Source organism: Pseudoalteromonas sp. SS15 (genome assembly GCF_049257195.1).
In the GTDB taxonomy this organism is placed as follows: Bacteria; Pseudomonadota; Gammaproteobacteria; order Enterobacterales; family Alteromonadaceae; genus Pseudoalteromonas.
Genome location: NZ_JBMMUD010000010.1, coordinates 127167 through 151974, shown reverse-complemented (window position 1 = coordinate 151974; position 24808 = coordinate 127167). Strand labels below are relative to the sequence as shown.

At 40.8% G+C, this 24808-nt stretch carries 24 protein-coding genes, 1 pseudogene and 1 riboswitch; of the genes and pseudogenes, 9 read left to right on the top strand and 16 right to left on the bottom strand.

Annotation, left to right across the window (positions count from 1 at the left end; translation table 11 throughout):
• Nucleotides 1-7: 7 nt before the first annotated feature.
• The 4 genes from iscU to trmJ all read right to left on the bottom strand — a co-directional run bounded on the left by iscU (nt 8) and on the right by trmJ (nt 3075).
• Nucleotides 8-391: a Fe-S cluster assembly scaffold IscU gene (gene iscU / locus AAEU28_RS18515; protein ID WP_404391711.1), complete on the bottom strand. Its 384-nt coding sequence runs from the start codon at nt 389-391 to the stop codon at nt 8-10.
• A gap of 43 nt (nt 392-434) precedes the next feature.
• Complete coding sequence (locus AAEU28_RS18510) at nt 435-1649, bottom strand: IscS subfamily cysteine desulfurase (protein ID WP_421965421.1); 1215 nt, start codon at nt 1647-1649, stop codon at nt 435-437.
• Nucleotides 1650-1672: 23 nt separating this feature from the next.
• The gene (iscR, locus tag AAEU28_RS18505; protein WP_058031051.1) at nt 1673-2164 is read right to left on the bottom strand and encodes a Fe-S cluster assembly transcriptional regulator IscR; all 492 of its coding nucleotides are present in this window, start codon (nt 2162-2164) and stop codon (nt 1673-1675) included.
• 182 nt (nt 2165-2346) lie between these two features.
• Nucleotides 2347-3075 (bottom strand): tRNA (cytosine(32)/uridine(32)-2'-O)-methyltransferase TrmJ, encoded by a 729-nt coding sequence (gene trmJ / locus AAEU28_RS18500; RefSeq protein WP_138560529.1) that lies wholly within the window; start codon nt 3073-3075, stop codon nt 2347-2349.
• A gap of 245 nt (nt 3076-3320) precedes the next feature.
• Between trmJ and suhB the strand changes: the two genes are divergently transcribed.
• Nucleotides 3321-4124 (top strand): inositol-1-monophosphatase, encoded by an 804-nt coding sequence (gene suhB / locus AAEU28_RS18495; RefSeq protein ID WP_421965420.1) that lies wholly within the window; start codon nt 3321-3323, stop codon nt 4122-4124.
• A gap of 59 nt (nt 4125-4183) precedes the next feature.
• Here the strand turns inward: suhB and AAEU28_RS18490 are convergent, their stop codons facing one another.
• Entirely contained in the window at nt 4184-4999 is an 816-nt protein-coding gene (locus AAEU28_RS18490) for a substrate-binding periplasmic protein (RefSeq protein WP_421965419.1), read from the bottom strand.
• Nucleotides 5000-5065: 66 nt separating this feature from the next.
• Entirely contained in the window at nt 5066-6823 is a 1758-nt protein-coding gene (locus tag AAEU28_RS18485; RefSeq protein ID WP_421965438.1) for a GGDEF domain-containing protein, read from the bottom strand.
• A gap of 183 nt (nt 6824-7006) precedes the next feature.
• Between AAEU28_RS18485 and gmk the strand changes: the two genes are divergently transcribed.
• The 4 genes from gmk to AAEU28_RS18465 all read left to right on the top strand — a co-directional run bounded on the left by gmk (nt 7007) and on the right by AAEU28_RS18465 (nt 10706).
• On the top strand, nt 7007-7630 hold the full coding sequence (gene gmk / locus AAEU28_RS18480) for a guanylate kinase (RefSeq protein WP_421965418.1): 624 nt from the start codon (nt 7007-7009) through the stop codon (nt 7628-7630).
• 102 nt (nt 7631-7732) lie between these two features.
• Nucleotides 7733-8008: a DNA-directed RNA polymerase subunit omega gene (rpoZ, locus tag AAEU28_RS18475; RefSeq protein ID WP_058031056.1), complete on the top strand. Its 276-nt coding sequence runs from the start codon at nt 7733-7735 to the stop codon at nt 8006-8008.
• Nucleotides 8009-8185: 177 nt separating this feature from the next.
• Nucleotides 8186-10306, top strand: coding sequence for a bifunctional GTP diphosphokinase/guanosine-3',5'-bis pyrophosphate 3'-pyrophosphohydrolase (spoT, locus tag AAEU28_RS18470; protein ID WP_390448518.1), 2121 nt, complete (start codon nt 8186-8188; stop codon nt 10304-10306).
• A 7-nt stretch (nt 10307-10313) separates the two neighbouring features.
• Nucleotides 10314-10706, top strand: a complete 393-nt coding sequence (locus tag AAEU28_RS18465) for a RidA family protein (protein WP_138478434.1) — start codon at nt 10314-10316, stop codon at nt 10704-10706.
• 68 nt (nt 10707-10774) lie between these two features.
• Here AAEU28_RS18465 and AAEU28_RS18460 read toward each other — a convergent pair whose 3' ends face one another.
• Nucleotides 10775-12628, bottom strand: a complete 1854-nt coding sequence (locus AAEU28_RS18460) for a TonB-dependent receptor domain-containing protein (protein WP_421965417.1) — start codon at nt 12626-12628, stop codon at nt 10775-10777.
• A gap of 37 nt (nt 12629-12665) precedes the next feature.
• Nucleotides 12666-12860, bottom strand: a riboswitch (cobalamin riboswitch).
• Nucleotides 12861-12940: 80 nt separating this feature from the next.
• On the bottom strand, nt 12941-13423 hold the full coding sequence (locus AAEU28_RS18455) for a YajQ family cyclic di-GMP-binding protein (protein ID WP_058031068.1): 483 nt from the start codon (nt 13421-13423) through the stop codon (nt 12941-12943).
• A 176-nt stretch (nt 13424-13599) separates the two neighbouring features.
• Between AAEU28_RS18455 and AAEU28_RS18450 the strand changes: the two genes are divergently transcribed.
• The gene (locus tag AAEU28_RS18450) at nt 13600-13950 is read left to right on the top strand and encodes a VanZ family protein (RefSeq protein ID WP_349285043.1); all 351 of its coding nucleotides are present in this window, start codon (nt 13600-13602) and stop codon (nt 13948-13950) included.
• A complete protein-coding gene (locus AAEU28_RS18445; protein WP_421965416.1) occupies nt 13943-14848 on the top strand; it encodes a ketopantoate reductase family protein in 906 nt (301 codons plus the stop codon). Before AAEU28_RS18450 ends, AAEU28_RS18445 begins: the two co-directional genes overlap by 8 nt.
• Before the next feature lie 43 nt (nt 14849-14891).
• Here AAEU28_RS18445 and thiI read toward each other — a convergent pair whose 3' ends face one another.
• Both thiI and AAEU28_RS18435 read right to left on the bottom strand, forming a co-directional pair.
• A complete protein-coding gene (gene thiI, locus AAEU28_RS18440) occupies nt 14892-16349 on the bottom strand; it encodes a tRNA uracil 4-sulfurtransferase ThiI (protein ID WP_421965415.1) in 1458 nt (485 codons plus the stop codon).
• Between the two features lie 97 nt (nt 16350-16446).
• On the bottom strand, nt 16447-17103 hold the full coding sequence (locus AAEU28_RS18435; protein WP_421965414.1) for a TetR/AcrR family transcriptional regulator: 657 nt from the start codon (nt 17101-17103) through the stop codon (nt 16447-16449).
• 251 nt (nt 17104-17354) lie between these two features.
• On the opposite strand from AAEU28_RS18435, the gene coaD reads away from it, so the two are divergent.
• Nucleotides 17355-17837 (top strand): pantetheine-phosphate adenylyltransferase, encoded by a 483-nt coding sequence (coaD, locus tag AAEU28_RS18430; protein WP_138478405.1) that lies wholly within the window; start codon nt 17355-17357, stop codon nt 17835-17837.
• The gene (locus tag AAEU28_RS18425) at nt 17834-19198 is read left to right on the top strand and encodes a capsule assembly Wzi family protein (protein ID WP_421965413.1); all 1365 of its coding nucleotides are present in this window, start codon (nt 17834-17836) and stop codon (nt 19196-19198) included. The genes coaD and AAEU28_RS18425 overlap by 4 nt, the downstream gene beginning before the upstream one ends.
• Here the strand turns inward: AAEU28_RS18425 and AAEU28_RS18420 are convergent, their stop codons facing one another.
• From AAEU28_RS18420 to AAEU28_RS18395, 6 genes and pseudogenes are all read right to left on the bottom strand, one after another.
• Nucleotides 19199-19792 carry a hypothetical protein gene (locus AAEU28_RS18420; RefSeq protein ID WP_421965412.1) on the bottom strand — a complete coding sequence of 198 codons (594 nt, stop codon included), beginning with the start codon at nt 19790-19792 and terminating at the stop codon, nt 19199-19201.
• Between the two features lie 15 nt (nt 19793-19807).
• Nucleotides 19808-20404 carry a hypothetical protein gene (locus AAEU28_RS18415; RefSeq protein WP_421965411.1) on the bottom strand — a complete coding sequence of 199 codons (597 nt, stop codon included), beginning with the start codon at nt 20402-20404 and terminating at the stop codon, nt 19808-19810.
• A gap of 15 nt (nt 20405-20419) precedes the next feature.
• Nucleotides 20420-20908, bottom strand: a complete 489-nt coding sequence (locus tag AAEU28_RS18410; RefSeq protein ID WP_421965410.1) for a hypothetical protein — start codon at nt 20906-20908, stop codon at nt 20420-20422.
• A gap of 818 nt (nt 20909-21726) precedes the next feature.
• Nucleotides 21727-21900, bottom strand: coding sequence for a hypothetical protein (locus AAEU28_RS18405; RefSeq protein ID WP_171040729.1), 174 nt, complete (start codon nt 21898-21900; stop codon nt 21727-21729).
• Nucleotides 21901-22200: 300 nt separating this feature from the next.
• Nucleotides 22201-23571: pseudogene (gene argH / locus AAEU28_RS18400) on the bottom strand (argininosuccinate lyase); the annotation flags it as partial.
• 23 nt (nt 23572-23594) lie between these two features.
• A complete protein-coding gene (locus AAEU28_RS18395) occupies nt 23595-24803 on the bottom strand; it encodes an argininosuccinate synthase (RefSeq protein ID WP_421965409.1) in 1209 nt (402 codons plus the stop codon).
• Between the last annotated feature and the right edge of the window lie 5 nt (nt 24804-24808).

Here is a 24808-nt window from a genome sequence, read left to right as displayed (position 1 = left end):
CTCTCTCTTATTTAGCTTGTTTGCTTTTGTAATCTGCAATTGCAGCTTGAATCGCATCTTCAGCTAGAATTGAGCAGTGAATTTTTACCGGTGGTAATTCTAGCTCAGCAGAAATATCTGTATTTTTGATTTCAGCTGCTTCGTCTAATGTTTTGCCTTTCACCCACTCTGTTACTAGTGAAGATGATGCAATCGCACTACCACAACCATAAGTTTTGAATTTAGCATCTTCAATAACGCCTTCTTCAGATACTTTGATCTGCAGCTTCATCACGTCACCACATGCAGGTGCACCCACCATGCCTGTTGCTACGCTTGGATCGTTTTTATCTAGAGCACCTACGTTTCTTGGGTTCTCTACGTGATCAATTACTTTATCACTGTACGCCATAATTCTTTCCTCGCTACCCGCTATAAACTTGCTACACGTTAAATTAGTGGTGAGTCCACTCAACGCTATCTAAATCAATACCTTCTTGGTGCATCTCCCAAAGTGGAGACATTTCACGAAGACGGCCAATTGAGTTTTTAAGTAACTCAACAGTGTAATCAATCTCTTCTTCAGTCGTGAATCGACCGATGCTGAAACGAATTGAGCTGTGTGCTAGTTCGTCATTACGACCTAGTGCACGTAATACATACGATGGCTCAAGACTTGCTGAAGTACATGCAGAACCAGAAGATACCGCGATGTCTTTTACAGCCATTAGTAATGACTCACCTTCAACAAAGTTGAAGCTGATGTTTGAAATGCCAGGCACTGATTGATCAATCGCACCGTTGAAATACACTTCATCCATGCTCATCAAGCCATCAAGTAAACGCTTGCGAAGTGTGCTGATGTGCGCATGGTCTTTTTCGAAATCTTGCTTAGCAACACGGAAAGCTGTACCCATACCAACGATTTGATGAGTCGCTAACGTACCAGAGCGCATACCACGCTCATGACCACCACCGTGCATTTGTGCTTCTAGACGAGCACGTGGCTTACGACGAACATAAAGTGCACCAATGCCTTTCGGACCGTAGATTTTATGCGCAGAGAAAGACATGAAATCAACTTTTAATTCTTGTAAGTCGATTTTTACTTTACCCGCACTTTGCGCAGCATCTACATGGAACATGATCTTGCGCTCACGACACATCTCACCGATTGTCGTAATATCTTGAATAACACCTAGCTCATTGTTCACGTGCATCACGCTCACAAGTACTGTGTCATCACGCATTGCTGCTTCTAATTTTTTAAGATCAAGTAAACCGTTTTCTTCAACTTCTAAGTAAGTTGCTTCAAAACCTTGACGCTCTAATTCACGGAATGTATCTAAAACAGCTTTGTGCTCAGTTTTAACCGTGATGATGTGCTTGCCTTTCTTCTTGTTGAAGTTAGCTGCGCCTTTGATTGCTAGGTTATTTGATTCTGTCGCGCCTGAAGTGAAAACAATTTCACGCGGATCTGCATTAATTAAATCAGCGATATCGTTACGCGCTTGGTCCACTAGCTCTTCGGCCTGCCAACCAAAACGGTGTGAACGTGATGCTGGGTTACCAAAATTGCCATCCATAGTCAGACATTGCATCATTTCATCTGCAACGCGCTGATCAACCGGAGTGGTTGCTGCATAATCTAGGTATATCGGTAATTTCATTGGTTTCTCCGCTTGACGCCAACTTAAAGTTGACAGCTCACTTGAATGTTATCTAGTTGCTTTATGGCAGTTTTAACAGCGCTATCTTGACGAGAAGCAACTGACTGCACATCAGATTTGGCGACTAACTCAGCTAGGGAAATATTATTTAAAAACTCAGCAATACGCTCACTTAGATCAGACCATAGTGTGTGAGTTAAACAACGCATGCCGTTTTGACAACCGCCGCCTTCACCGTGACAACGGGTTGCATCAACTGACTCGTCGACTGCATTAATCACATCACCTACAGAGATAGTTTGCGAATCTCGGCCAAGTAAATAGCCGCCGCCCGGTCCACGCACAGAGCTCACTAAGCCATGTTTACGTAGACGAGCAAATAATTGTTCTAGGTAAGATAATGATATTTCTTGTCTTTCAGAAATATCAGCTAAAGGGACTGGGCCAACATCGGCGTGCAAAGCAACATCGAGCATCGCTGTGACTGCGTATCTGCCTTTAGATGTTAGTTTCATTATTGCCCCCTCAGCGTTTTATCAGGTGGTGAATTTTAATTACCTGACTAGGATAGTCAAGTATTACTCACTACACTTACCACTAAAGTAACAAGTGCAATACCTGAGTAATTTACTCAAGTACTGCTCATTGTAATTACCCGACTAAATTAGTCAAGTATTAAACAAAAAATAATCAGGGGTTATTTATTGCCAGTAGACTTGTTAATTGAAGTCAAAATACCGCGTAAAATATTCAGCTCTTGATCTTCTGGGCGGGCGCGATTAAACAGACGCTTAAGCTTGGTCATTACCATGCCTGGATGCTGCTTGATGATGAAACCAGTTTCTTTCAATGTGCTTTCTAAATGCTCGTAGAACAGCTCCATTTGCTGAGAGCTTGGGTAAACTGTGTCGTCTTCTTCTACAGGCTTGTCTTGCTTATCTAAAAACGCCATACGCGTTTCGTAGGTAAGGGTTTGAACGGCCATCGCAAGATTTAGTGAACTGTATTCAGGGTTAGCTGGAATACACACATGGTAGTTACACAGTTGCAGCTCTTCATTAGTTAAGCCACTGTTTTCACGACCAAAGACTAAAGCAACCGGACCGCTTTCAGATCCATCAACCAATTTTTGAGCACACTCTCTTGGCTCTACCATCGGCCAAGATAAAGTACGTGAACGGGCACTTGTACCAATTGTTAATGAACAGTCAGCAATGGCTTCTTCTAACTTGCTCACCGTCACGCTGTTACCTAGTACATCAGTTGCGCCAGCCGCGAGCGCACTGGCATGGCTATCCACCTCACAAGCCGGGTCAACTAAATATAGTTTTGATAAACCCATGGTTTTCATTGCACGTGCAACTGAACCAATATTGCCAGAATGAGAGGTGTTAACTAACACAATACGAATATCTTCTAATGCCATTTCACTAAGCCTTTACGACGAAAATTGATAATTGGCTAAGTTTACCACAGCCTTTTTCTGCCACTCAAAAATCTTCGTTTATATTTTTTAATAGCAATTTCAACGCGGTCAAAAAAACAACAGTTTTATTTTGTTTTTTGGGTTTACTTTAAGGCAAAAATCGCTAGAATACGCCGTCCTGTGCTTACTGCATTGTCAGTGGGCAACGAATTTATACTGTTCTTTTACAACCCAAAGGTAATGCTATGCATCCAATGTTAAACATTGCGGTACGCGCTGCGCGTAATGCAGCTAAAGTGATCTTACGTGCAAGTGAAGATTTATCACGTGTTGAAGCCCAACAAAAAGGCAGCAACGATATTGTTACTAACGTAGATAAAGAAGCGGAAGCTATCATCCGTGAAACGATTTTAAAAGCGTATCCAGAGCACTCAATCGTGGGTGAAGAACTAGGTATTACCGAGGGTAAAGATGCTGACTATCAGTGGATCATCGATCCATTAGACGGCACAACAAACTTCATCAAAGGCATTCCTCATTATGCCATCTCAATCGCACTTAAAGTAAAAGGTCGTTTAGACCAAGCGGTTATCTACGATCCTGTACGTAGTGAGCTATTCACAGCTTCTCGTGGTCAAGGCGCACAGCTAAACAGCATGCGTTTACGTGTTGCTAAAAACAACGAAATCGCAGGCACTGTGCTAGCGACTGGTTTCCCATTCAAGCAAAAGCACCACATTGATGCATATACTGACGCATTCAAAGCGTTATTTGTTCACACAGCTGATATTCGTCGTGCAGGCTCTGCAGCACTAGATATGGCTTATGTTGCAGCTGGTCGTATTGATGGTTTCTTCGAAATCGGTCTTAAGCCTTGGGATACTGCAGCGGGTGAGTTATTAGTTAAAGAAGCTGGCGGTATGATCACAGATTTTGCTGGCGGTACTAACTACACGAAGAGCGGTAACATCGTGTGTGGTTCACCTAAGCTTTGCCAACAGATCGTAAAAGAAATTCGCCCGACATTAACTGAGTCACTACTTAAGTAATTACGAGTGTATTGGGTTTAAAAAAGGAGCCATCGGCTCCTTTTTTTGTCGAAAGAAATTTATTCGGCATTAAAATATGGGTTCTTCAACCTGATGGCCTTATCGGGCTGATACATAGATAACCGCGCTAAATCTTTTTCAAAATAACGTGAAAATAACGCATCAAATTCACCGCTATTTTTTAGTTTATTCAATCCACGCTTTAGGTCATCTGCCAATTGTGGCTTTGCCTTATTTACAAAGAAATAAAATGCTGTGGGATATTCCAAATATACATTCGGCAATAACACAAATTTATCCGGGTTTTCTTCAAGCTCAGAGTTCACTTCAATGAAAGAACGAGGAAAGTAGTCCACTCTACCGGCAGCTAATAATTTAAACATAGCTTGATAATTAGAGAGTGGCTTTATCGGTAGGTTGTGAAAAGCCAATATTTTAGTATCTGGCCAGTCATGCCCTTGTACTGCAGTAAATGCTTTCAATTGCTCAATACTGTTAAGTTCAGCGAACTGCGCAAGACGTTCTTTTTTCACCATGATAGCCCGCTTACCTATATAACCTTTGAATAAAGGCACAGGAATGGCTATTGCGATTTGCTCTCGATCAGGGCTGGTCATACTCCAATGCAAGTCAACTTTTCCTGACGAGAGTGCCATCAAAGTACGCTGTTGATGAGGGTGAACAGTGACATGCTCGTAGTCGTAAGGGGCGTCTGCAGCTTTTAACGCTTTATCGAGCAACTCATAAAGGTAATGATCTCGCTCATAAAGCTTTCTTGGCTCTTTCGCGACTTTTATCGTCTCAGCTTCCACAGCTTGAAGCTTAAAAGCAGTACAAACACTTATAATAATGAAAAAGTTGATGAGTCTCTGCATATAATGGGCCTCCACTCATTTTATTCTAAGCTACCCAAAATAGAGCCATGACTCAAGTATTTCTGATTAAGAAACAATCGCCACTGTTGGTCGACGCTTATTTGCGACAAATAAATAGCTGTTGCGATAACGTTTGGCTTCCTTCTTGGCATCCGTTGCTAGCGCCGCGACCTGATGACTGTTATGACAGCTATCAACATGCGGTGACACCAGACCAATTGACAGTGTAAGCAAAGGCACAAATTGCTGCTGTCCTTCTCGGTTTGTAGCCCAATACCCCCCTGCTTTGACATGCTCAGCGGTAAAATAGCTTTTAGACTTCAACTCAAACTCATTAATGATTTCTCTGCAAAGTGGTTCGGCATCATCGCCATCAAACACCACCATGAAATCATCACCACCAATATGTCCAACAAACCCAGAAAAGCCTGCACAACATTCACTTATCACATCAGCTAGGAGCTTTATCACCCCATCACCACTGGCATAACCATATAAGTCATTAAATTGCTTGAAGTGATTTAAATCGATATAGGCCAAAGTAAACTCTTGTTTACTCAACAGACGCTGTTCTATGGCTTCGTTAATTGCGACATTACCAGGCAACATAGTGAGTGGGTTTGCATGCTGGGCATTGCGAATTTTTTCTTCCGTGATGTGTTTTAAAATCGCTCTAAGTGGTACCAAACCTAAATACTTTCCGCCTTGCGTCACTACAATGTGGCGGCGAATATCAAAGTCTTGCTCCGTAATTAACTGACTTACTTCATCTAGCTGAGTTTGCTCATCAACAATTAAGGGCTGTTTGTCCATGAGAGAAGCCAAAGGCTTTTTAGCATATAAAGCATGACCATAAGGCGCAGCAAATACCTCCGTTAGCTGATCACGATGAAGCAAGCCCATTGGCATTTGCTGCTCATCAACGACAGCAAGACTCATCAACTGCTTATCTTTTTCAAATACCCTATGCACGTCTTGGCACAATACACCATTTAATACCGCCGAGGTGACATGCGTTAATTCACCAATTGTTTTAACTAAACCTCGATGCATCACATTTCCTTGTGCTTGGCTCGACTCTTTTAGAGTATTTGGATAGGCATTCAATGGCACAGCTGAGGGCCGTGCAATTAAAAAACCTTGCGCATTGGTAATTCCCAACTGTGTGATTAGAGCTAATTCTTCAGCGCGTTCAATTCCCTCAGCAATCACTGCTGTACGCGTTGCTTTGGCAAGTTCAATAATTGACTTTAAAAACTCTCGCTTAACCAAGCTTTGATCGCAATGATCAATAAAGTAGCGATCTATCTTCACAAAATCAGGCTGTAACTCTGACCACTGTTTTAACCCTGAGTAACCGGCACCTAAATCATCAATAGCAATGTTAAAACCTAATTTACGGTAATGGCCGATGGTTTTTAACAACAAAAAGCCATCATCTACTTTATCTTGCTCAGTCACTTCAATGACAACTTGGTTGGCTTGTAACCCATATTGCTGAATAAGTTGCAAAGTTTCACCTCTAGGGTGGTTTGGGTCTAGCAGTGTATTTGGACTGACATTTAGAAATAATTTGCCCGACAAGTTTAATTCGGCAAAGCGCTCAATCGCTTTTTCACGGCATAATAACTCTAATTCAGAGAGCCTATTAAAACGCTGTGCTGCTGCAAATAAGGCGTTTGGTGATTCTAACTCGGTACCTTTCGGGCCTCGGCTTAATGCCTCAAAGCCCAAAATAGTTTGTCGCGCAACATCGCAAATTGGTTGAAATAAGGGCTCAACCAAGCGTTCGTCTAAAATTGTTTGTAAACTCTGCGCGTCAATTTTAAACGCCTCTATGCGACCATTCTCCACTGCAGATCACCAAAACAGAAACAGTATCTGACTAGTTTACAACCGCTGTATGACAATTTTATTGCGCTCGAAATCTGTTCTAGCCAATTAAACTTACAGGGTTTAAAATATGCTTTTAGAAACCAAATCACGTTTCAAGCCACAGATTTAATTATGACATCACAAACTCGCGGTAATTTATTTATTCTTTCAGCGCCTTCTGGTGCTGGCAAATCAAGCCTGATCAAAGCACTGTTAGAAAAACATGCTGATATTAAAGTGTCAGTTTCTCACACCACTCGCGGCCCTCGCCCAGGTGAAAACAATGGTGAACACTACCACTTTGTTAGTGTAGATGAATTCAAAGCCTTGATCGATCAGGGCGACTTTTTTGAATGGGCGCAAGTTTTCGAAAACTACTATGGCACTTCAAAAGCAGCGATAGAGTCACAACTTGAGCAAGGCATTGATGTGTTTTTAGATATCGATTGGCAAGGTGCACGTCAAGTTCGTGAATTAATGCCAACAGTAAAAACGGTCTTTATTTTACCACCGTCGCAAGCCGAACTTGAAAATCGCTTAAATAACCGCGGACAAGATTCTCAAGAAGTAATTGCTGGCCGCATGGCGGAAGCAAAATCAGAAAGCTCGCACTATGATGAGTTCGATTATGTATTGGTAAATGATGATTTTGAAACAGCTCTAATGCAACTTGAGCATATTGTCATGGCTGCTCGCCTTGAACTGGATGCACAAAAACACCGTCATCAAAGTTTAATTGCTGAGTTATTGGCTTAATCTCTCTCATTTAAACAAGATAAATTTTTAACCACCTATTGGAGAATTGGTTTGCATCAAGTAAACTTACCAATTCGACATGAATAACTTTGGAGTGCTTCGATGGCTCGCGTAACTGTAGAAGATGCAGTAGATAAAATTGGTAACCGTTTTGACTTAATCCTAGTAGCGGCGCGTCGCGCTCGTCAGATCTCTGTAGGTGGTAAAGATCCTATGGTTGATGCTGAAAACGATAAGCCAACTGTAATCGCTCTACGTGAGATCGAACAAGGACTTGTGAACAACTCGTCTCTTGATATGATCGATCGTGAAGAGCAACAAAACCAAGAAGCTGCAGAGCTTGCTGCGGTTGCTGCAATTGTTGGCGGTAACAGCTAAAACCCCCTGCACTTCATACTCAAAGCCAGCTTTAACGCTGGCTTTGTTGTTTTTAGGGCTCTACAACACAATAATTACCTTTTGTAGACATAAAAGTCACAGCTAGCCATTGGTTTCTCTGATAATTCATCGTATATTCATAGCATCATATTACTTCACTGGAACATTGGAGTGTGAATGTATCTTTTTGAAGGCCTGAAGCAAAAGATCTCAGAATACCTTTCCCCCGCTGACGTAGAACTGGTTCAAAAAGCCTACGTGGTGGCGCGTGAAGCCCATGAAGGGCAAACTCGCTCTAGTGGCGAGCCGTATATCACTCACCCAGTTGAAGTGACACAGATTCTTGCCAGCATGCGTTTAGACCATGAAACCCTCATGGCGGCACTCATGCATGACGTGATTGAAGACACCGACTTCAGCAAGCAAGACCTTGCTGAGATTTTTGGCAATACTGTTGCTGAACTTGTCGAGGGTGTAAGTAAGTTAGATAAACTCAGCTTTAAAGATAAAAAAGAATTCCAAGCTGAAAACTATCGCAAAATGATCATGGCGATGACGCAAGATATCCGCGTTATTCTGATTAAGCTTGCCGACAGAACCCACAATATGCGTACGCTTGGCGCACTTCGCCCAGATAAACGTCGCCGTATCGCTCGTGAAACGTTAGAAATCTTTGCGCCTATCGCGAATCGACTTGGTATTCATGACATTAAAAATGAATTAGAAGACCTAGGTTTTCAAGCGCTTTACCCAATGCGTCATCGTGCTCTAAAATCAGAAGTCGCAAAAGCTCGCGGTAACCGTAAAGAAGTCATCAGTAATATACAAAACGAAATCAAATCTCGTCTTGAAGAAGCTGGTATTGAAGCGAATGTCAGCGGCCGTGAAAAGCACCTATACAGCATTTACAAAAAAATGCTCAACAAAGAATTGATGTTCAACGAAGTCATGGACATTTATGCTTTCCGTATTGCTGTTGATAACCTAGATACTTGTTACCGTGTACTCGGTGTAGCTCATAACTTATATAAGCCAATCGAAACACGTTTCAAAGATTACATTGCCGTACCAAAAACCAACGGTTATCAGTCTTTACATACTTCACTTGTTGGCCCACATGGTATTCCAGTAGAGATCCAAATTCGTACCCACGATATGGATCAAATGGCTGACAAAGGGGTTGCTGCGCATTGGATGTATAAAAAGGCCGGTGACAGTGCAGGTCATACTGCACAGCAACGCGCTCGTCAGTGGATGCAGAGTCTACTTGAATTACAACAAAGTGCTGGTTCATCGTTTGAGTTCGTCGAAAACGTTAAAACTGAGCTATTCCCAGAAGAGATTTATGTCTTCACGCCGGATGGCCGCATTGTAGAACTTCCTATGGGTGCCACTGCCGTCGACTTTGCTTATGCGGTACACACCGATGTTGGTAATACTTGTGTAGGCGCACGTGTAAACCGTAAACCTTATCCGCTCAGTAAAGCACTCGACACCGGTCAAACCGTAGAAGTGATTACCAGCTCTGGCGCTCACCCTAACGCCACTTGGTTAAACTTCATTGTTACAGGTAAAGCGCGTTTAGGTGTTCGCAACTATCTGAAGAGCCAACGCGAAGAAGAAGCGCTCGAACTAGGCCGTCGTTTACTCGATTCTGCCCTTGGCGAATATCAATTAAGTGATGTTTCACAAGAGCAAATTGACCGTGTACTAGCAGAGCACAAGCTTTCGACCATGCTCGAACTACTGGTTGAAATTGGCTGTGGCAATATCATGAGTGTACTGATTGCTAAGCGCTTATTGCAAAATGATGATCTTGACGAAGATGATGGCAGTATTGAACATTTAGCTAAAAAAGCAAAAGCAGCGATCATTGGTACTGAAGGCATGCTCGTTAACTACATGAAATGCTGTCGCCCAGTACCAGGTGATGCCATCACTGCTTATGTGAGCCAAGGTAAAGGGTTAAACGTTCACCGCCAAGAGTGTAAAAACATTAAAGGCTGGGAAAGCGAACGTTCGAAATATTTCGTCGTAAAATGGGACGACAACCCAGAAAAAGAATATATTGCAGGTCTTAGAGTTGAAATCATCAACCACCAAGGTACGCTTGCAAAATTAACCAGCGTAGTGGCAAGTACTAACGCCAATATTGTCGAAATTGCCACTGACGAAAAAGAAAGTAACTTATATATTATTGATTTAGGTATCACGGTAAAAGACCGTGTTCACGTCGCGGATGTGATGCGTAAGATCAGGGTGATGCCTGACGTTCAGCGTGTATACCGTAAAAAGTAGGATTATTATGAACAAAGCAATTATTTCAACAGACAATGCACCTGCAGCTATCGGCACATATAGCCAAGCGGTTAAAGTAGGTACTGCTGTATATCTGTCTGGCCAGATCCCATTAGTACCTGAAACGATGGAAGTGATCTCTGAAGACTTTGCAGAGCAAACGCAACAGGTTTTTAAAAACCTAACTGCAGTGTGTGAAGCAGCAGGCGGTCGCTTACAAGATATGGTTAAGGTAAATATCTTCCTGACTGATCTAAGCAACTTCGCAACAGTAAATGAGATCATGAGCCAACACTTCTCAACACCATACCCTGCACGTGCAGCTATCGGTGTAAGAGAACTGCCTAAAGGTGTGCAAATCGAAATTGACGGCATCATGGAATTGCCTTCAACAAACTAATTGATAAAAGTTGTAATCAAAAAAGCCAGTCATTGACTGGCTTTTTATTTTTTAAGTACCGTTAGAGGTTAAAACTGAACAGTTGCACCTACGTATAACTGACGCCCTAAAGGTACATAACCTAGTAATTTTCCACTTTTCGCAAAACCTGAGCCCGCCGTGAAGTAAAACTTGTCAGTTAAGTTCTCAACTCGAGCATTGAGCTCCAATGCATCAAATAACGCATAGTTAGCAGCTAAATTAAATACAGTATAAGATGGTAAAGTCGTGTTGTAGAAAGAAATTGATGGTCTATCAGAACGATATTGCATACTCGCATTAACGTCTAACTTTTCCCATGACTTTGAGACTGTGTAGTTAAATGACTTACTTGGGCGACGAGGAAGATCTGTACCTTTCGTATCATCTTTAGCATCTAAGAAGGTTAAGTTGACGTTGTGATCAAAACCATATGTCGAAGTCGTTAAGCTCAGCTCAGCACCTTTCATAGTTGCACTGTCAACATTGTAAGGAATATATTTGCCTGTATCTGCGTCATATTGATTAGAGATTAAGTTATCAATCTGATTACTAAAAATCGCAAATTCATAACGAACAGAGTCAGTTGTTACACTCAAACCAAGCTCATTGTTAGTTGCTTCTTCTGGTTTAATATTTAGGTTTGGTAGATACCAAGGGCTGCCTTTCACAAAAGCATTAGTTAAAGAAGGCGCTCTAAATGCTGTTCCGTGGTTGAAGTGCATGCTCACATACTTATTCGCTTTGATACCAAAAGCACTACTATAGGTGTTTGCTCGACCATGAAAATCGTAGTCGTCAGAACGCGTAACTAAGCTTGCTAAAAACTTGCCGTCATCATAAAAGCCACCGACAAAAACAGCTTGATTATCACGAGACGTTTCAGAGAATGAAGCACTAGAACCACTTAAATCTTCATCTAACAGATTCGCACCAGCTGTTAATTGCACCTCATCATTAAGAGTATATAGAGTTCGGTACTCTAATTCTGTTCGTTCTGTACTGTAGACATCTTCAGCATCAGTGCCCGTTTGTGTGTTTTCTTCTTGCGAAAGACTAATTGCAGCAGTGTGAGTAAATTGTGCTGTTTTCTTTTCCCAGCCTAACTTACTCGTAAAGTTTTCGAAGTTATACGCATCGTTGCCCCAAGCATTATCATAATCTGCTTGACCGCTGCTGAACTGGCCAATGACGTTAAATACACCAAACTGATCAGCATCGTAGTTTAAATTAACGCCTAAGTTGCGATTTAGGTAGCCATCCTGATCATGATCTTTTCCGATTATCGCTTCTGGATCTTTGGCAATTACGTCATAACCATCAGTGCGCTCAAAACCAAAGTTAACGCTCACATCTAAGTTATCACGACTAAATTTAGTCGTACCTTGTAGATTAAAATAGTTATGCGCACCCGTTGTCACGTTTACTTGATGCTGTTGAGCTTCACGCGTAATAATGTTGATCACACCAGCAATGGCATCAGAGCCATAAATTGCAGCGCGAGCGCCTTTAACTACCTCAATACGCTCAATACTATTTACAGGAATGTTAGTAAAAGACACATCGCCAGAGTTCGCATCGCTGATACGCACACCATCTACTAATACAAGTGTATGTTTGGTGGCTGCACCACGTACAAACACACTCACTTTTTGCCCGTAGCCACCATTACGAACAATATCGACACCTGATAATGTATTTAATAGAGACGGAAGATCTCTGACATTTGATTGCTCAATTTGAGCTCTATCAATAACACTCACTGTCGCAAGTGCGCTATCAATAGATTGAGAGAATTTATTCGCGGTAACCGTGATACGTTCGATAGGTTGAGCCTGCTCAGCAGACACAGAAAAAGACAGTGCAGCAGCAACGGCAGCACCAAGCAAAGATTTTTTAAGCATAATAATTCCAAACTTGCGCCCACCGCACAAGTAACAACAAGTAAATTAGCTCAAGGCCGGTCTCCGGACTTTGCATTTATCAGAGCAGATATCTGCATCACCGTTGCGGGGGCAGTGTTGGACTACATACTTTCCTGAGTATATTCACCAACTTCCCGATTATCTCGATTTAATTCAAAGGTATTTTGGTGTTACCCACCACAAATCGAGCACCTTGAAAAGAGACGCTATTGTGCACAAATATTATAAAAAAGGCAATGGACGTCTAGAAATCTAAAGGGCATGAGCGCCCTTTAATTTTGAATTATTGAATTAATCGCGGAAGTTTTTAAACTGGAAAGGCTGACCAAGTTCACCAGTACGGATCAACTGCATTACTTCTTGTAAATCGTCGCGTTTTTTACCTGTTACGCGCACTTCTTCACCTTGAATAGAAGCTTGCACTTTGATTTTTGAGTCTTTGATAAGTTTAACGATTTTCTTCGCCATGTCTTTATCAATCCCCTGCTTTAGGGCAACTTTACGTGACACATACTTACCAGAGCGCTCAATATCTTTAAGCTCAAGGCTTGAAACATCTAAGCCACGCTTTGACGCTTTCGCTGCAATGATATCGAACAACTGCATCACTTGCTGCTCAGCTTCAGCTTTCAGGTTGATCGTTTCGTTTACTAACTCAATTGATGCATCAACACCACGGAAGTCATAACGGGTTTCAAGTTCACGGTTCGCATTATCTACCGCGTTCTTCGCTTCTGTCATTTCAATTTCAGACACAATGTCAAATGATGGCATTATCTATCTCCTAATCATATTATGGCCTGATTATAACAAGCAAAAACCGACTCGGTGAATAAATTTATCTCGCCTGATAACATCTATTTACAGAGCACTTTCGTATATTCACCCACCATCCATTTTTCGGTGATATACTGGCTCTACTTTGCCTACATAGAGATATAGGAAGTTTTGTGACTCGGCGTATTTACCAAATTTTATTACTACTCACTTTAAGTATTTGTACTGTTTTATTTGCTAAAGAGATCCAGCATTCAGGCATTCGATTTGAGCATGCTGATAAAATTGCACATTTTGGTATTTTTTTTGTGCTTGCCTTTATTATGCATCACGCCATTCGCATTCCTATCTGGCTTCAGCTTTGTTTACTAACCGCTTACGGAATTGGCATTGAATACATGCAAGATACCCTGCCTCATAGGCAAGCTTCTGTTGGTGATTTTGTTGCTGATGTAGCAGGTGCTGCCAGCTACTATTTAAGTTATTTCGCATGGCGAGAATGGCGAGTTCGTAAGCATGGCTAATATTCATGTTTTAGGTGCTGGTGCTGTTGGCTTAAGTTTCGCGTTTCATTTAAGTCAGTATCATGAAATTACACTACTGACTCGAAATAAACAAAACGACACTTTTTATTATCAAGAAGACGAAACCGTCACTCCAATCACTGCCAACATAGTTGATATCACAAGTTTAACCTCACAAGATCCCATCTCAATTTGCTTTATCTGCGTTAAAGCGTACCAACTCGTTGATGCGTTCAATGTCATTCAGCCTCTTCTAACGCCAGAAGCAAAGGTAATTATCAGTCACAATGGTATTACCGATTTGGCAGAGATCACGTCGCAACTCAGTAAGGCTCAAAGCCTATACTTTATGAGTACCTCACGCGGAGCACTTAAAGCGTCGAGCAAAACAGTGGTTCAAACAGGTATTGGTGCTACCTATTTAGGTGCTTGTAATACCGAAGCTGAAAATAACATTGATACTTTTTATGAAGCAGTATTTGCTGAAAGTATTTCCGCCAGCGCCATTCATAACGACATCACATTGCTGCGCTGGCAAAAGCTGATGGTAAATATTGCCATTAATCCACTCACCGCTTTGCATCAAGTTCAAAATGGGCAATTACTCAAACCGAATTACGCCACACAAGTGATGAACTTATTAAATGAAGCCTGTTTTATTGCCGATAAATTAGGTGTTGATATCGCATTAGCTCGAGCGCTCAACAGTGCGTATACCGTTATGCGACAAACTCGCAGCAATAATTCATCAATGGCACAAGATATTAAATTGGGTAGAAAAACAGAAATTGACGCTATCTGTGGCTATATCGTCAGTGAAGCAGAAAAACTCGGGCTGGATGCGCCTTATAACCGAACCATGCTTGAACAAATCAATCGTTTAGAACAAACAAGCTGATAGCAAAAAGCCGAGTTAAACTCGGCTTTTTAGTTAGTACTTATTATGGGCGGTACACTTTTACATTCATGTAGCCGTTTTCATGCAAAATAAGTGCTTGTAGCTGGCTCATTACCCCACGGGCACAATATAAGTAATATTCTTTATCTTGAGGAAGGTCGCCAAATTTAGTCGCTAATCTAAAGAATGGAATATGCTCTACTTCTACCCCATCAAGCTCAAGTGGATTTGCGTCCTCTTCTTCTGGCGAACGAATATCAAGTACCACTGCATTTTCAGGAAGCTCACTAACAGTTTCAGCCTCTTTAACTTCTTCTTTCGCTTCTTCTTCGATTTCGCGAATGTCTTTTACAGTCGCGTTTTTGATCACAGTATCTAAAACATCAAAGTCGAATTTAGCTTCTTCTTCCAAGATCTTTGACATTTTCGCTTTAACAGTCGGCTTTTGTGAAATAACACCACAGTATTCAGGCATAGATTCTGCCATTTCTACTGTACCAATCTCACGTGCAATCTTGATAATGTCAGCTTTATCGTGCTGAATAAGCGGGCGTAAGATAAGTGTTTCAGTTACACGGTCGATCACACTTAAGTTAGCCAGTGTTTGACTTGATACCTGACCAACACTTTCACCTGTAATTAACGCGTGAGCATTTACTTTTTCAGCTACCGCAGCGCCTGCACGCATCATCATACGCTTAAGTACGACACCCATTTGACCGTTTTCTACATTTTCTAAAATCTCGGCTACCACAGGTTCAAAGTCTACCGTAATAAACTTAACCTTGTGAGTAGAGCTAAATTGCTTCCAAAGATAATGACTCACTTGTTTCACGCCGATTTCGTGGGCAGCACCACCAAGATTAAAGAATAAGAAGTGAGTACGCGCACCTTTACGCATCATCTGATAGGTAGCTACACCCGAGTCAAAACCGCCTGAGATAAGAGAAAGAACATCTTCTTGCGTCGGCAGAGGGAAACCACCAATACCGTAGTGAGTGTGGGTAACAATATAAGCTAAGTCTTTTTTGATTTCGATTTTAACTGTTACATCAGGCTTGCTCAGCTTAACTTTTGCGCCTTCAACATTTTGATTAAGGCCACCACCTACATAACGCTCTACATCGCTTGAAGTAAAGTCATGGTTACCATTACGCTTTACGCGAACACAGAAAGTTTTACCTTCAATGGTATGACTCGCAAGCTCTAAAGTACGCTGGTAGATATCGTCAATGGTTTCAAAAGGTGTTTCTTGTACTTCAATAAATTGCACAATACCAGGTACTCGTTTTAGGTTATCAATAAACCATTCACGGGTTTGTGCGTCGCTGATATCCGTTTCAACTGCAATGTTATCCCAGTTATTTTTTACGCGAACTTTCTCATCACGACGAATTAAAATCATCTTGATGTTTTTCTCAAGTAATTTAGTAAAGCGTTTACGAACAGATTTACTCTTGATCGCGATTTCAGGGTGCAGTTTTACGATAAATTTAAGCATAGAAACACTCTTTAGGTGGGCGAATGCGCGCCGCGTCAGTCGGGCGCGCGATTATAACAAATTTCTATGCGATGAGGAAATAAACAATATTGGTTGATTAGGCTATGCTAGGTAATGCCTCATCAGCCAATTGCTGATACTGCATTTGCAGATCACTGATTTTCTTAAAACTCAAATCTGTGCAGTACGGTTTAACTAAGACCAACACTTTGACAATGCCGTTATAGATATCTTGTTGCTCTAACACCCCAGTCATACGACGCGCTTTTACGTAAGGTGTCCAGAAGCTCACCGTCATTTTTAGCATATGTGCAAACTCAGATGCATCTTCATCTGTGATTTCTATTACGCCAGCACTGCGTAATCCGATCACAACAGAGCGCACTTGATTAAATAAATCGGCTTGAAACTCTATGTATTGCCTTTTTAACTCACTGTCTTTCGCAAGAATGTCAGTTAAGTTGTCATAGAAGAAATGATAACGCCACATTAGTTCAAACAATGAATCTAAATATTGTGTTAATTGTTCTAGTGGCTCATGAGATGTGTCGAGTGGTTTAAAGTGGGTACTTAAATGCTCTCGATACAGAGTGAAGATATTACGGATAATGTCTTCTTTATTTTTAAAGTGATAATACAAATTGCCGGGACTTATACCTAAGTTTGAAGCGATATGATTGGTAGTGATCGCTCGCTCTCCATGTAGGTTAAATAAGGCAATACTGGTACGAATAATTTTTTCCTTGGTATTCATATCCTGCTCTCAGACACGCTAATAATGGTGAATATAATAACTAAATTCTGCTTTAATTACTTATTTGATTCTGTCATAAGACATAAATTATGTGACATTACCCAAAAAGAAAACAGTTCCATAAAAATTATATCCATACTGAAAATACCATTAAAACGGCTTAGTTATAAGCAACAAGTTGCTAAGCAGACCAGTGATATTTACTGCAAAGCTTGATAACATTACAGAAATTTTATTCTGACTAAATTGTTATGAAAGTTACCGCGCTATATCCAGGCACATTTGACCCACTCACCAATGGTCACGCAGATTTAATTAAGCGTGCCGCTAAAATGTTTGATGTCGTACTACTCGCCATTGCCAATAATCCGAGTAAAAAGCCTTGCTTTAACTTAGATGAGCGCGTTGCACTCGCTGAGCAGGTGCTGAGTGAATACAAAAACGTTAAAGTCATCGGTTTTTCTGGACTATTAGTCGATTTAGCTAAGCAGCAAAATGCCCAGGTATTAATTCGCGGCATTCGCGCAGTCTCGGATTTTGATTATGAGTTCCAGTTAGCGAATATGAACCGCCGACTTAACCCTGATCTTGAAAGCGTATTTTTAACGCCTTCAGAAAGAAACTCATTCATCTCCTCAACACTCGTTAAAGAAGTGGCTTTACATCATGGAGATGTAACCGAGTTTGTCGATCCTATTGTTGCCAAGGCCTTATTGGAAAAATTACACGGATGAAATTAAAAGTATTAGCCCTAGCAGTCGGTCTAAGTAGCTTCTCGGCTATTTCTAGCCCATGGATAGAAGCTGATCAAGCGCAGCTTAAGCACTCTATCGACTTACTTGTCAGTCACAACCTAATTCAACGACCAGTCAATCAATACCCGTTATTATGGCGAGGTATAGTGCAAGATTTGGCTGCTGTTGATATGAATGAAGTACCTGAGTCGGCAAAATTCGCGATTGCGCATATCAAGCATGCTTTATCTAATGCGAAACAAAAACGCCGCTCAAGCATTCGCGCCTTCTACAACCAAGACCCTGAATTAAGTGAAGGGTTTGGCGAGCGCAAAGGCGCAAAGTCTGGTATTAAAACGTTTGGTCAGATAATCAGTGATGACGTTAGCGCCAAAGTGCAAGTAAACTATACGGATGATGCCATCGATGGAAAGTACATCAATCATTATGGTAGTCATGTCGCGATATTGCTAGATAACTGGTCTGCCAGTATCGAGCAACTGAACTATTGGTGGGGCCCAGGTAATGAGCAAGCTTTACTGCTTAGTAATCACGCGGCTCCTATGAAAGCGTTTAGACTAAGTAGAGCCAATACCGACTACCAAGGCCCATCATTTTTATCATTTATCGGCCCTTGGCAAGTCACTGCTATCGCGGCTAAGCAAAAGCCAACATTAGCCACAAAGAAAGAAGGTGACTTTTGGGGCGTTCGCTTATCTAGCATGCCATTATCTGGATTAGAGATTGCGTTTAGCTCAACATCAAGTGACTTTATTTATAAAAAAGATCCACAAAATTCCGAGCTTAGAAGCAAACAACGCCTAACAAGTTTAGATGCGAAATACTCGAACACTTTTCAAGGTTTACCTTTTGCTGTCTATGCTGAGATAGCCGGTGAAAATGACGCTGGATTATTACCCAGTAATAGCAACTATACCCTTGGTATTGAGGGCCACCTTGCTGATATAACCTATCGAGCAAAAGGCTTTATTGAATTAAGTGATACAGAGTTGAATTGCCAAGCCGAGCAAGCCAGTTTCCAATGTAACTTTGCAACATCAAATAAAGGGGCTGATTACATGCAACGCGAGCAATGGCTGGGTGCGGCCATGGGACCGCAAGCTAAAAGCGTCACTCTAGGTATTGATTATTACCGTCTGGCTGGTTTCGGCGGATATGCTAAATTAAAGCAGTTAAATTTTGACTCTTTAGATTTAGATAGAAGCTTACTCGAAGTAGGCTATCAGCAAGGCGTATTAAAAGGCTTAGGAAAACTGGGGTTCAGTGTTTGGAAAGATAAACTACCCAAGGACTCTGAGACTCACACAGCAGTCTCAGCAAGCTGGGAAATTCAATTTTAATTAAGGGCGCGAATAAGCGCCCTTAACTTTTTTGCTCAGTTTATACCAACCTAAGAAGTCTTTTTGTAAAACAAAAACTAAGACCATGATGAGGTCTGACCCATTTATTCCATAGCTAAATACAGTCCAAAACCACCAATATCCTTCTTCTTTGAGTCTATGATAAGTAAGTAAAAAATCCATTTGCAACAGCAAAAAAAGCAATGAGTTTACACTTAAAGCTACAAGTAGATACAAACAACAAAGTTTGCCGGTTTCACTCTTTGGTTTGAAAAAGCGGTGAATAAATACAATCGTCAGCAAATCTAAAGCTAAATAAAGCGAATTAGGTAAATAAACTGACCTAAGCTCAGAAAACCAGTAGGAGTACTCTACAGGTAGCAATATAGAGTAGGAGATAAACATAACAAGAGAGAGTGTTAGAGGCTCATAAGTTTGCTCTTTGTTTAAACGGTTGATGTTATTAACCGATGTTCGTCCAAAGTTTATCAAGAGTACCATAAAGAAAAGAAACGTTGCTATATGCCCAAATAAGAATCGAGCGATAGGATTTAGATGTAAAAGCTCACCAAATATATATTGAATATCAGTCACGTAGAGCACCTAATTTCATAACACAGCCTTACTTTTCTTTCGGTGCAAAAGAAGCCTATTTAGCATCAATAGATCTTTATGGATTAGCAGAACTAAAATCATCACTGCATCAAAAAAGTTTATGCCTATCGTAAATACATCCCAAAACCACCAAGCTTTGAAAGGTTTAAAATTGTTATACATCAGCAGTAAATCTATTTGTAATGAAAGAAATAAAATAGAGTTACACAATAAACAAAAGACAATATAGCGTTTGCATAGTAATGCTTTGTTACTTTGCAACTTAATCAAAAAACATATCAACAGAATGGTTAAAATATCTAAAAAAAGAAAAAACGTATATGGGAAATAGCGTGAAGAGATTTCAAACAAGCCAACTAAAAACTCGATCGGTATCATCAAAGCATAAGAGAAACACATAACAATAGATAGGCTAAGCACTTCTTTGCGTTCAGCTCTGACACTGAAGCTTGCATGTATATTAGATGTTCTAACATAATTGGCCAGCATGACTAAAAATAGTAACCAACTTACCAAGTGCATACTTAAAAAGTTAGTAATTAAGTCCCAGTTCATCAATGAGCCAAAGTACATAATACTGTAGTTATTCATAACAAACCGTTACTCTTAGCGTATTAGAATTTTATTGATTAAATAATAGAGTTTAAGAAAATCTTTATGCAATATAAGGACTAAAACCATCATGGCATCAAACGCATTAACCCCTACCGCAAAAACATACCAAAGCCACCATGGCTGGTAAGATTTTAACCCTTCAAAGACCAAAAAAACTTCTATTTGAATAGCTAGAAAAAGTAGCGAATTACACAACAAGCCTACAAGCAAATAAGTTTTACAGATATTACCTTGCTCTGAACTCGTACTGACATATCTACAAATAAATAATACAGTTAAAATATCAAGTAAAAGGAAGTAAGTATTAGGGTAAAGATAAGAGATTAGTTCTTTCAAATTTACAAAGTAATCAATCACACTACCAATAAAATAAGATAAGAACATAATAGCTGATAACTGAAATGGCTCTTTTAATTTAGCCTTATCAATATGTTGAAACTGCCAGCCTGACCTTCTCACAAAATTTAATAAGGTCGCCATTAAGAAGCACCAAATTATAAAATTGGCTAGAAAGCTGGAAAAGGTAGCAGAGGAAAAAAGGGTAACCACAGTAATACATAACCTGAAGTAATTAAGCTGTATAAAAAGTCTTAAAGAAATACTTAGTTCATCTAAACAGAGTGACAAAGTAAACGGTATTACTCATAGACACAAGTCTTACAACACAATGAATGCATTTATTGTGGACAACATTGGCAGAAGAGCTTAAGGAAAAAAGAAGATTGTTTACTGCATTTTCACGATAAAAAACTAAGCCGAAATCGTTTTTTGTCGTTTTGAGAAATATTTCTTAACTCTGTTTTTGAAAAACTTTACGCACAAGAAATCTCGGTCAAGTATCAAAGATGCAACCATAATCACATCTATTGTGTTAATCGCTAACGTATAAAAATACCAAAACCACCAAGGTTCTCTATTGTCTAATACCCTTAAATCTATATGAATTAACAAGCAGAGGATTGCATTAAGTGTTAAGCCAATAATTGTATATTTAGCTGCAACACCGAGCTTTTGTTTAACAAGAAAACTTAACAGGAAGATCAATGCAATTGTAACAACATCATATGCAATCCAAGAAAGGTACATATAATAAGTTGAAGATAAGTCAATGTAGTGATTGCTGGTAAAGTATGATGCAGCCATCACAAAAGAAGTTAATAAAAGGGATATATTCTTACTTATATTTGATAAATAAAAAAAAGCATTAAGCAAAAAAGCTAACACCATGCCTAAAACAATTATTGTATCAAAATGCAGCCCTAAGCTTTGTAAACTAAAAATATATCCACCAAAAGAGATTACGGTTCTTTTTTCTCGCCTGTATTTGGGTTCACAGAACCACCACCGCGAGCACCAGTAATTTGCTCTAAAAACTTTTCAGATTTAATTACCTTACCAGAAAGAGAATTGATTTGGCTAGTGCTTTGAGCTGAACGTTGTTTTGATACTAAAGTTTTAATTACCTTTAACATAATGTTTCCTTATTTACGCTGTGAAACAGAGAGTCACAAAAGTGACGTTTAATTATTGTTAAAAGTTATTTAGCAATGATCGATCCAATATTACACCGCATTACACTTATCTTGATTGAATGTTGGTTTTATGTTCACAAAAAACAAAAAAGCACCAATTTAATATCAAAATGGTGCTTCATTAATGAGTTGTAGCCTTCATCAAGTAAGTAAGCAGTGGCTCAATTCAAAAATTGTTGGCTTAACACGCCAGAAATGGCCCCAACAAACCACTTAATATAACCTTTATCTCTTCTTAGATTGTGCTTGTTGTTTAGCATATTTGATGGCTTGTTCAACCTGAGGCAAGGATGTGCCCCCGAGGGCTTGCCGTGCGGCAATACAGGCACCTATCTCCAGTACAGGGTAAACATCTTCTGCAATTACCGGGCAAACTGTTTGAAATTCATCAAGTGATAGATCTTCTAGATTCTGGCCTTTACCAATCGCATGCTGAACAAGCTGCCCAACAATATGGTGCCCCTCTCTAAAGGGAATACCTTTAGCAACTAAATAATCAGCAAGCTCAGTGGCGTTGGCATGACCGCCTTTTGCTGCCTTTAACGTTGCTTCACCATTTACTTTGATGCCTTTAATACAGGCTTGCGCCATATGGATACAGGCAAGCCAAGTTGGCATAGCATCAAACAAACCTTCTTTGTCTTCTTGCATATCTTTATTATATGCAAGCGGTAATGCTTTTAGTGTCATCATCATGGCGCTGAATGCCCCAAAGACACGGCCGGTTTTACCACGGATCAACTCTAAAGCATCTGGGTTTTTCTTTTGTGGCATTAACGACGAACCCGAAGTCACATTATCGGCCAACTCAATAAAACCAGCTTCACCTGAGTTGTAGAAAATCAAATCTTCTGCGAAGCGTGATAAATGCATCATAGAAATACTTGCGCAACTTAAAAGCTCAACCACAAAATCTCTATCTGACACTGCATCTAAGCTGTTGCGGCTGGCATGTCTAAAGCCAAGATTGTGAGCCAAAGCTTCTCTATCAATCGGGTAAGCTGTGCCTGCTAACGCACCACTGCCCAGTGGACTGACATTTAATCTGGTAATAGCATCGTTTAAACGAGACTCATCCCGCTCTAACATTTCAACATAGGCCATGCACCAATGGCTGAATAGTACCGGCTGTGCACGCTGTAAATGTGTATAGCCAGGTAGAATTGTGCCCAGCTCACGTTCGGCAAGGGCGACGAACTCTGCTTTTAAAGCTTGAATGGCTTCAACTATTTGTTCGGCTGTACTTCGACTCCAAAGACGAAAATCAGTCGCAACCTGATCGTTGCGACTGCGGCCCGTGTGTAGTTTTTTCGCCAAATCGCCTACTTTGTCTATCAGCTTAGCTTCAACATACGAATGGATGTCCTCATACCCAGCGCTCGCTACAGCTGATAAATCTTGTTGTACTTCGCTTAATAGTTCATTCAAAGCTGCAACCAGCTCTGTATGCTCTTGCGCACTTAACACCTTTACTTGTTGAAGTGCACCGGCCCAAGCGATTGAGCCGATAATGTCTTGCTCTGCCATTTGATAATCAAACGGCAGAGAATCATTAAATTGTTTAAAAGCCTCATCAGGTCCTGATGAAAAACGGCCGCCCCATAGTGCCATGCTGAAATCTCCGAACTTAACTCTTATTTAGCCTTTGCGTTTAATGCAGCAATTCTGCTCGACAACGAGAACAGGCGAATAAACCCTTCAGCATGCGACTGGTCGTACACATCGTCTTCACCAAATGTGGCAAAATCTTCACTGTATAAGCTATTAACTGATTGCTTTTGTACTGCAGCCACTTGGCCTTTATACATTTTTAAGATCACTTCACCTGTCGCAACTTCACTTAGCGCTTCAGCACCAGCTAGCACTGAATCTTTTAACGGCGTGAACCAACGACCGTCATACACTAAATGTGCAAACTCAGATGACAGGGTTTCTTTCCACTTGCGGCTTGCTTTATCTAACACCAATTCATCAATCGCTTGCAGCGCAGCCATCATCACTGTGCCACCTGGGGTTTCATAACAACCACGAGACTTCATGCCCACTAGGCGGTTTTCAACAATATCAACACGACCCACACCATGCGGTGCAGCCAGTTTATTTAACTCGACTAAACACTTATATGGGCTATAACGCTCGCCGTTAACCGCAACAATCTGACCCTTCTCTACTGAGACAGCAACAAACTCTGGTTTGTCTGGTGCTTGCTCTGGTGCAGTGGTCCAAGTCCAAACTTGATCGCTAGGCTGGTTCCAAGGATCTTCTAGTTCCCCACCTTCATGCGAAATATGCCAAGCATTGGCGTCGCGGCTATAAATCTTTGTCGCAGATGCTGCACATGGAATATTACGTTCAGCCAAGTAATCGAGTAATGACTCACGGCTTGATAGCTCCCACTCACGCCAAGGCGCGATCACTTTTAGATCTGGTGCCAGTGCAGAGAAACAAGATTCAAAACGCACTTGGTCGTTACCTTTACCTGTACAACCATGAGATAGCGCATCCGCCCCTACTTTACGAGCAATTTCTACCTGCGCTTTAGCAATAATAGGACGCGCCATAGACGTACCTAGTAAGTAAGTGCCTTCGTAGATTGCGCCTGTTTTCAGTGTTGGGTAAATGTAGTCACTGACCATTTCTTCTTTTAGATCGACGATGTAACACTCAGAAGCGCCCGATGCTAAGGCTTTTTCTTCAACACCCACTAGCTCTTCTTCACCTTGACCTACATCGGCAACAAAAGCGACAACTTCACAGCCATAGTTTTCTTTTAGCCAAGGCACAATTGCAGATGTATCAAGACCACCAGAATATGCCAATACAACCTTTTTGATTTCGCTCATTACTT

What these genes read in the sequence shown, in the direction of transcription:
- iscU (WP_404391711.1), bottom strand. Translation starts at nt 391, where the DNA reads ATGGCGTACAGTGATAAAGTAATTGATCACGTAGAGAACCCAAGAAAC.
- AAEU28_RS18510 (WP_421965421.1), bottom strand. Translation starts at nt 1,649, where the DNA reads ATGAAATTACCGATATACCTAGATTATGCAGCAACCACTCCGGTTGAT.
- iscR (WP_058031051.1), bottom strand. Translation starts at nt 2,164, where the DNA reads ATGAAACTAACATCTAAAGGCAGATACGCAGTCACAGCGATGCTCGAT.
- trmJ (WP_138560529.1), bottom strand. Translation starts at nt 3,075, where the DNA reads ATGGCATTAGAAGATATTCGTATTGTGTTAGTTAACACCTCTCATTCT.
- suhB (WP_421965420.1), top strand. Translation starts at nt 3,321, where the DNA reads ATGCATCCAATGTTAAACATTGCGGTACGCGCTGCGCGTAATGCAGCT.
- AAEU28_RS18490 (WP_421965419.1), bottom strand. Translation starts at nt 4,999, where the DNA reads ATGCAGAGACTCATCAACTTTTTCATTATTATAAGTGTTTGTACTGCT.
- gmk (WP_421965418.1), top strand. Translation starts at nt 7,007, where the DNA reads ATGACATCACAAACTCGCGGTAATTTATTTATTCTTTCAGCGCCTTCT.
- rpoZ (WP_058031056.1), top strand. Translation starts at nt 7,733, where the DNA reads ATGGCTCGCGTAACTGTAGAAGATGCAGTAGATAAAATTGGTAACCGT.
- spoT (WP_390448518.1), top strand. Translation starts at nt 8,186, where the DNA reads ATGTATCTTTTTGAAGGCCTGAAGCAAAAGATCTCAGAATACCTTTCC.
- AAEU28_RS18465 (WP_138478434.1), top strand. Translation starts at nt 10,314, where the DNA reads ATGAACAAAGCAATTATTTCAACAGACAATGCACCTGCAGCTATCGGC.
- AAEU28_RS18460 (WP_421965417.1), bottom strand. Translation starts at nt 12,628, where the DNA reads ATGCTTAAAAAATCTTTGCTTGGTGCTGCCGTTGCTGCTGCACTGTCT.
- AAEU28_RS18455 (WP_058031068.1), bottom strand. Translation starts at nt 13,423, where the DNA reads ATGCCATCATTTGACATTGTGTCTGAAATTGAAATGACAGAAGCGAAG.
- AAEU28_RS18445 (WP_421965416.1), top strand. Translation starts at nt 13,943, where the DNA reads ATGGCTAATATTCATGTTTTAGGTGCTGGTGCTGTTGGCTTAAGTTTC.
- thiI (WP_421965415.1), bottom strand. Translation starts at nt 16,349, where the DNA reads ATGCTTAAATTTATCGTAAAACTGCACCCTGAAATCGCGATCAAGAGT.
- AAEU28_RS18435 (WP_421965414.1), bottom strand. Translation starts at nt 17,103, where the DNA reads ATGAATACCAAGGAAAAAATTATTCGTACCAGTATTGCCTTATTTAAC.
- coaD (WP_138478405.1), top strand. Translation starts at nt 17,355, where the DNA reads ATGAAAGTTACCGCGCTATATCCAGGCACATTTGACCCACTCACCAAT.
- AAEU28_RS18425 (WP_421965413.1), top strand. Translation starts at nt 17,834, where the DNA reads ATGAAATTAAAAGTATTAGCCCTAGCAGTCGGTCTAAGTAGCTTCTCG.
- AAEU28_RS18415 (WP_421965411.1), bottom strand. Translation starts at nt 20,404, where the DNA reads ATGAATAACTACAGTATTATGTACTTTGGCTCATTGATGAACTGGGAC.
- AAEU28_RS18410 (WP_421965410.1), bottom strand. Translation starts at nt 20,908, where the DNA reads ATGGCGACCTTATTAAATTTTGTGAGAAGGTCAGGCTGGCAGTTTCAA.
- AAEU28_RS18405 (WP_171040729.1), bottom strand. Translation starts at nt 21,900, where the DNA reads ATGTTAAAGGTAATTAAAACTTTAGTATCAAAACAACGTTCAGCTCAA.
- AAEU28_RS18395 (WP_421965409.1), bottom strand. Translation starts at nt 24,803, where the DNA reads ATGAGCGAAATCAAAAAGGTTGTATTGGCATATTCTGGTGGTCTTGAT.